Origin of the sequence: Rhodovibrio sodomensis, assembly GCF_016583645.1 — a bacterium.
Lineage (GTDB): Bacteria > Pseudomonadota > Alphaproteobacteria > Kiloniellales > Rhodovibrionaceae > Rhodovibrio > Rhodovibrio sodomensis.
In genome coordinates this window covers 1-6,173 of record NZ_NRRL01000184.1, presented here as the reverse complement: position 1 = coordinate 6,173, position 6,173 = coordinate 1, and the positions used below count along the sequence as shown (strand labels likewise).

General features: G+C 65.0%; 7 protein-coding genes. 4 read left to right on the top strand and 3 right to left on the bottom strand.

The features are described from left to right. Positions 1-964 (bottom strand): ABC transporter substrate-binding protein (locus CKO28_RS26400; RefSeq protein WP_207168944.1); only part of this gene is annotated, 964 nt, incomplete at its 3' end. Between the two features lie 320 nt (positions 965-1,284). On the opposite strand from CKO28_RS26400, the gene CKO28_RS26395 reads away from it, so the two are divergent. From CKO28_RS26395 to CKO28_RS26380, 4 genes are all read left to right on the top strand, one after another. Beyond that, complete coding sequence (locus tag CKO28_RS26395; RefSeq protein WP_200344256.1) at positions 1,285-1,698, top strand: hypothetical protein; 414 nt, start codon at positions 1,285-1,287, stop codon at positions 1,696-1,698. 523 nt (positions 1,699-2,221) lie between these two features. Then, positions 2,222-2,812: a TetR/AcrR family transcriptional regulator gene (locus tag CKO28_RS26390; protein ID WP_200344254.1), complete on the top strand. Its 591-nt coding sequence runs from the start codon at positions 2,222-2,224 to the stop codon at positions 2,810-2,812. A 61-nt stretch (positions 2,813-2,873) separates the two neighbouring features. Next, positions 2,874-3,428 (top strand): carboxymuconolactone decarboxylase family protein, encoded by a 555-nt coding sequence (locus tag CKO28_RS26385; RefSeq protein WP_200344252.1) that lies wholly within the window; start codon positions 2,874-2,876, stop codon positions 3,426-3,428. Positions 3,429-3,808: 380 nt separating this feature from the next. Next, on the top strand, positions 3,809-4,711 hold the full coding sequence (locus CKO28_RS26380; RefSeq protein ID WP_200344250.1) for a DMT family transporter: 903 nt from the start codon (positions 3,809-3,811) through the stop codon (positions 4,709-4,711). 67 nt (positions 4,712-4,778) lie between these two features. Here the strand turns inward: CKO28_RS26380 and CKO28_RS26375 are convergent, their stop codons facing one another. Both CKO28_RS26375 and CKO28_RS26370 read right to left on the bottom strand, forming a co-directional pair. Next, positions 4,779-5,432 (bottom strand): DUF1684 domain-containing protein, encoded by a 654-nt coding sequence (locus CKO28_RS26375; protein ID WP_200344248.1) that lies wholly within the window; start codon positions 5,430-5,432, stop codon positions 4,779-4,781. Then, entirely contained in the window at positions 5,425-5,982 is a 558-nt protein-coding gene (locus CKO28_RS26370) for a carboxymuconolactone decarboxylase family protein (RefSeq protein ID WP_200344246.1), read from the bottom strand. The genes CKO28_RS26375 and CKO28_RS26370 overlap by 8 nt, the downstream gene beginning before the upstream one ends. Positions 5,983-6,173: the final 191 nt, after the last annotated feature.

The window sequence follows — 6,173 nt, the reverse complement described above, 5'->3', positions numbered from 1 at the left end:
TGCCGCCGATTTCGTTGAGGTCGGGGCTAGAGACGGACCGGAACATTGTTTCGATCACTCCGCGCAGTGATGTTGGCTCGCGCGCCACTAGACGCGCGTAGGGAATTGACGCGGCCAGGACCGATTGGGAAACGCCCAGCGTTTCGTGCGCGGTTGCCGCCGCTGCGGACGGGTACGCGCGGATCTCCTCGACGCTTTCCTGCAGTGCGAGTTGAAGCGGTCGTATCGCCTTGGGTGCTGCCGTGTATATGTCGTCGGTGACACCCAGGCCGGCGATCGGTAAAAGTGCCGGTTCTCCGGTCACGTCGCCCCAGGCTTCCGTGAGGTCGATAACGCGTTGCACGTTCGTGCCCGTTTCACGTCCCCGCGCCATGGCGGCGCTGGCGGCCGGCTCGAGCACCATGGCGGCATCGACCCGACCCGCCAGGAGGCCCTCCACAGCGGCGGCCGGTGTAGCGACATAAGAGATCTCCGCATCCCGGGATTCGATACCATGGTGACGAAGAAGCCGGGTGAACACGATTTCCGGGGCTTCACCGGGTAACGGGACAGCCAGCCTCCGCCCGGCGAGGTCGGGAATCGACGCGATGGCCGGGTCTGCCGAGATCACGTACAGAAGCCCTTCCGTCATGATGTTGGCCAGCCGGATGGGAGTTCCCTCGTTGTACAGCCGAGCGGCCAGAGTGGCCGGCACCAGCGAAGCGACCATCCGACCTGACCTGAGGCCCACCCGCAACGCGTCGAAGCCATTCCACGACCTGAACGTCGGCGTCTCCGCGACACGCTCGAGGCCTCCGGAGGCGACAGCATTGACAAGCGTAACCGACGGGGTTGCCGGCGGGCCCCAGAGTTTCAGCGTCTTCAGCGGGACGGCATGTGCCGCGTGCGGACGCGCGGCGAGCGAGGCCGCGGCACCTCCAAGGACCGTGTGTGTGAGAAAGGTGCGACGGGTGGTAACCGGCATAGGCCGTCTCTTCGGCAGGTTGTGTGGCGCAGTCCCGCCAGTTGCTGCGCAAGTATTTTAGCGCGATCGCAAGCCTTGTGTATGTCGCCCTTGTCCTTGCGCAGCATCATGCTCCGTTCGGCGCCAAGCAAGGGACGTAGCAACACGGTTGTGCCCAGGTCGCTGATATCGCGGGTGGGCGCGGATCGCAATCGTCCAAGCCTCACAAGAACGCGCGAACGGTCAAGCACGCGTGAGGTGTGATCCCGGGCACATCTGTTCGTGTCGCGATGGGCCACGTTCGAACCTAGGCGAACGAAGCAACAGCCGGAGGTCATGTCATGACCCGCATCGATACGACACGGACCCATCGTTCCATCGACGCCGGCCAGCGTATGCGCCGCAAGGATCGCGCCGCCGAGGCCATGCTTTTGGCCGCGGGCATCGTCTTCGGTGGCCTCCTCGTCAGCGCCAAGGACGCGTACGGTGCCGGTCCACAAGGGCTGCAAGTCGCCGCCGCGCCGACCGCCAGCATGTTGTCGACGGCGTCGACGGATCCCGATGGGCTAGACCTGAGCATGCCGGAAACATCGCATGGTGCATTAGAGACCGGATCCACTCCAACCTACGATCGCAACGACGGCGCTCGCGTTACGGACCTCGACGGCCAAACCCGGCTGCACGGCGTGCATCGCCTGGAGATCGATCTGTACGCCGACGAAATGCGACCGCGGGCCGGGAGGTCGCTCCGCTAACCCCCGACCGCCTCGCCTGACGTCGAAAGGTTGAGCCGCACGCCAACTCTCTTGTCCCGACAGACCTTTCCCCCTCTTGTCTGTCTGCGCGTGTGGCTCGAGGTCCCGGCGCTTACCCCCGGCGCCGGGACCTGCTTCTTTGCAGCATTGGCGGGCGCGTCCGGCCATTTCGGCACGATCAGCAGCGCTTGGCCGGTGAGGAACATTGGAGGATTCGCCGGCAGGGGCAATTCGTCCCCAGAAATTCGTCTCCCAATACATTCTTCCGGGCGCAGTAGGCCGAATCCGCTCGCCGAAATCGCTAAAGCTCCTGTTCGATCATCTCATTTGTCCGTGCGCTGGTTCGGGAACTGAGAGCGCGAACCGATCCTCATGGCGGACGCGACGTCGTCACGGACGTCTAAGAGCACCGACTATCGGCCGGTCTCCTATCGAGGCTCCCAGGATCGTGATCACCAGTGGGCCGCAGAGTTCTTGAACGATCATTCCAGAATGGTCACTTTCCCCGTGAAAGGGGGCGGCCATGGCGCGGACGCGTGCCTTCGACATCGAGCGGTGCTTGGAGCGGGCTACTGACCTCTTCTGGAACCGCGGCTACACGGGAACCTCGATCCACGATCTCGTGGCACAGACAGGTGTCGAACGCGGCAGCCTTTACGCGGCCTTCGGCGGTAAGAGAGGCCTTTTTCTTGCGGCGCTGGAGGCCTACGACCGTGACGTTCGACGCCGCCGCCTAGCCGAGGCGGAGCGTACAACGTCTGCGTTGCGCTGTATCGAGAGAGTGTTCCGGGACTGGGTTCCGGAGCTGATCGACGGTGAGCGTCGCGGTTGCTTTCTAACGAATACGGCGATCGAGCTTGCGCCACACGATCCCGAAGTGGCCGAGATCGTGGACAAGAAACAGGTGGAGATCGAGGCGTTCTTTGTCCGCAAGATCCGTGAGGCCCAGGCCGCTGGCGAAGTCCGAGCGGACCTCGACGCGGCGTCGGCCGGTGCGGGGCTCTTGGCGAGTCTGCTCGGCATGCTGGTGCTGGCCCGTAGCCGTCCGGATCGTCGGTTACTGGAGACCGTCGCCGAGGAGGCGCTCGTCCGCCTCCCGAGAGCCACCCAGTAATCGCGCACGGCGGCGAGCCGGGTGGCGATGTTCCGACCAGAAACCTGAAGGAGACAGAACCATGTCCTATCCCGTCCACAGCATCGAAACCGCTCCCGAGGCCGCGAAAGACGGCCTCCGCCAGGCGGAGCAGGCCTATGGCTTCGTTCCCAACCTGCTCGGCGTCATGGCTGAAGCACCCGCGGTCATGAAGGCCTATCCCGCACTTAACCAGTTGTTCGACGAGGCGTCTTTCTCGCCGAGCGAAAGCCAGACAGTCCTGCTCGCGGTGAGCTACGCCAACGGCTGCGACTACTGCATGGCCGCCCACACGGTGATCGCTGGCATGCAGTCTGTCCCGGACGACGTCGTCACAGCGGTGCGTGAGGGCACCCCGATCGCCGATCCCAAACTTGAGGCCCTGCGGCGCTTCACCGAGGAAGTCGTGCAGAGCCGCGGCTGGCCGAGTGATGCGGCGACTCAGGCGTTCTTCGATGCCGGCTACGATCGCCAGCAGGTTCTGGAGGTGATGCTGGGTGTGGCGCTCAAGACGCTGTCGAACTACGTCAACCACCAAGCGGAGACGCCCCTCGACCCGGCGTTCTCTAGCGGAAAATGGCAAAAGGACGCTGCCTGAGGCGGCCCTGTTGCGTTCTTGGTGATGCGACACGACCGACGTTTCGGAGAAGAAGGCCATGGCGGTCCGACGATCGCCATGGCCATCGTCCGAGACGGCTCTTTCGACGTCTTCGCTTACTGCGAACATCGCCGCTGGGGCGGCCGTAGGTTTTTCTGCCAGGTGGTGAGATTCGAACCTTTGCTCTCGTGATCCGATCAGTAAAATCTCCGGCGAAAAAATGATGGTATAAAGACCTATTGGAAAAATCTTGGCCAACGCTGAATTCGCTGATGTGGCCGGAAGAACGATTCTTGATCACACGCGGTATTTGGAAAACCTAACGTTTTCAGTTTAGACGGCGCTCGAAGCGCGCGCCACGTCACAGTAGACCACCCTCTATGTCCAAAGACCGCACGACCACGCTCGCTGTACTGCTTGTCCTCGGGACCGGCAGCCTTTGGGGTGTCTATTGGGTCCCTGTCCGGCGGTTGGCTGAGATCGCACTGCCTGGCGCGTGGGGTACCCTCCTTGTCGTGACCGCAGCCGCGCTGCTCCTTTCGCCCTTTGGCGTGCGCGGTCGCCACCGGTTGTCCGAGGCCAGCCCTCTGGCGCTTGTGGCGATCGCGTTGGGTGGAGCCGCCTTCGTGCTCTACTCGGCCGGCTTGGTTTACGGCCGCGTGGCGATTGTCATTCTGCTGTTCTATTTGACGCCGGTTTGGAGCACGTTGATCGGCCGATACTACATGGGCTGGACGATGTCGTGGTTGCGCGTCGCGGCGATCCTGGTCGGTCTTCTCGGCCTGGTCCTGGTTCTGGGTGATGACACGGGCGTACCGGTGCCGACCACCACTGGTGACTGGCTGGGGCTTGCCTCTGGCGTCCTCTGGTCCGTCTCTTCGACCAGCATACGCGCGCAGGCCAACGCGGGGCCGGGAGAGACGGCGTTCGTTTTCGCGCTTGGCGCTCTGGGCTGTGCTGCCCTGCTGGCGCCAACCCTGGCGCCGTGGCCTGGCCTGCCGCCGACGGATGTCTGGCTCGAGACGGCGATTTGGGTGATCGCGTCGGGCGGCCTCTGGTGGGGCCTTTCGATGGCAGGGTTATTGTGGGCGACCGCCCGCCTTGAACCGGCGCGCGTGGGCATACTGCTAATGGGTGAAGTGCTTGTTGGCGTCGTGTCAGCCGCGCTTTTCGCCGGTGAGCGGCTGGGACCTGTTGAGGCGCTCGGCGGTGCCCTGGTCGTCTCGGCTGCCCTTATGGAGATTTGGCCGGTGAGAAGGCATCGCGGTCGGCAAAGTCGCTAAGATAACAGGCCGTCTGTTGCCCCCGACAAAACAAGCCATAAGCCCATTCGCATTGGCGCGAAGTCCCCTACGTGCACGTGTAGAAACCTTGTTCGCCGACGGGTACCGGATAGGCCAGGTGGTTCTCGGCGGGGGCAAGCGGACAGACCCAACCCGCCGAGGGCTGGTCCGGGGCGTTGTAGGCGCACGATGGGTTGTAAGCGAAGTTGAAGTCGAGGATCGGCGATCCGGCATCCGTGCGGCCGAGGTCGGCCCCTTTGATCCCGTCCAGAAGATAGCGACCCCCGGTATAGGTGGCGGTATGCGGATCCGCGAATGGCAGGAAGACACCGCCGCCGTAGCCGCCGATCCAGTACAGCGTCAGTTCGCCGCCGAGCGCGGCCGCCAGCCCGCGCGTCCGGGCGAAGGGCAGCAGGCTGATGCTGCCGTCCTGGCCGATGTCGATCCCGTAGGCCGCGGCGTCCGCGACCGGATCGAGGTCGGGGGTGAAGCGAAACGACGGATCGTAATCGAACACCGTCAGCCCCGTGAACGTCCGCTTCTGCTCCTCCGAGAGCGGCGATCGCGCATGGACCGCCAAGAGGTCGTCGCGTTCCGCCCGCCACATGCGCCAAGCGGCTTGGGGATCGGGCGCGACGCGCACCGCCGCGTAGAGCTCGTTGACCCGCCGGCGCCAGTCGGCGAGGGCCAGCGTCGTGTGCGGATCCGCCGGCTCAGCCACGGAGCTCCTCCCGGGCGAGCGCGTCGCTGATGGCTTCGTAGCCCTGGCGGGCGACCATGCGCCCGGCGGCGGTCGCCGACGCGGAGGTGTTCTCGATGCCGGTGCCCTCGACCCAGCGGTTCATCAGGTTGAAGAAGCCGCAGATCAGGGCAGCGCTCTCGACGGCCGCTTCCGGCCAGCCGGCCGCCAGCACCGCGTCGACATCCGCGGCTTCGAGGGTATCGGGGGCGGCGTTGAGCTTGTCGACGTAGGCGAGAACCGGCCGGAGCGCGCCGTCCGGGTGGGCGCTTGGGGCGGCGGAAACGGTCGCCTCGAGCGCGTCGGCGTCCATGCCCAATGCGAGCGCCGCGATCCGGTGGGAGTCCCGGCAGAAGCCGCAGCCGTTGGCGGCGGACACCCGGGCGGCGATCGCTTCGCGCTGGCCGGGCGTGAACGGACCGTCGCCGCGCATGATCTCGTTGGCGAAGCGGTGCAAGGGGACGGCGGCGGCCGGGTTGGCCTTGAAGGCGTCGATCAGGGTGCCGGACGGCCGGGAGGGGAGGAAGGTCATGACGGGCCCCACGGTTTTGCTGTCTCTCGGGACGCCAAATCTAGCCAGTCTCCGGTCGACCGGAAAAAGCACGATCGCATCACGGTCCCGTGACGCAGGCGGGGTACCAAGCTACCGTCACACACGCGTGAGGTGAGCGTGAGTGCCTTGAAGGGGGAAGCAAAGCATGCCGCCGGGGGTTTCCGAGCTGA

Excerpts from the sequence above, each read along its gene's own strand:
- CKO28_RS26395 (WP_200344256.1), top strand. The coding sequence starts at position 1,285 with ATGACCCGCATCGATACGACACGGACCCATCGTTCCATCGACGCCGGC.
- CKO28_RS26385 (WP_200344252.1), top strand. The coding sequence starts at position 2,874 with ATGTCCTATCCCGTCCACAGCATCGAAACCGCTCCCGAGGCCGCGAAA.
- CKO28_RS26380 (WP_200344250.1), top strand. The coding sequence starts at position 3,809 with ATGTCCAAAGACCGCACGACCACGCTCGCTGTACTGCTTGTCCTCGGG.
- CKO28_RS26370 (WP_200344246.1), bottom strand. The coding sequence starts at position 5,982 with ATGACCTTCCTCCCCTCCCGGCCGTCCGGCACCCTGATCGACGCCTTC.
- CKO28_RS26390 (WP_200344254.1), top strand. The coding sequence starts at position 2,222 with ATGGCGCGGACGCGTGCCTTCGACATCGAGCGGTGCTTGGAGCGGGCT.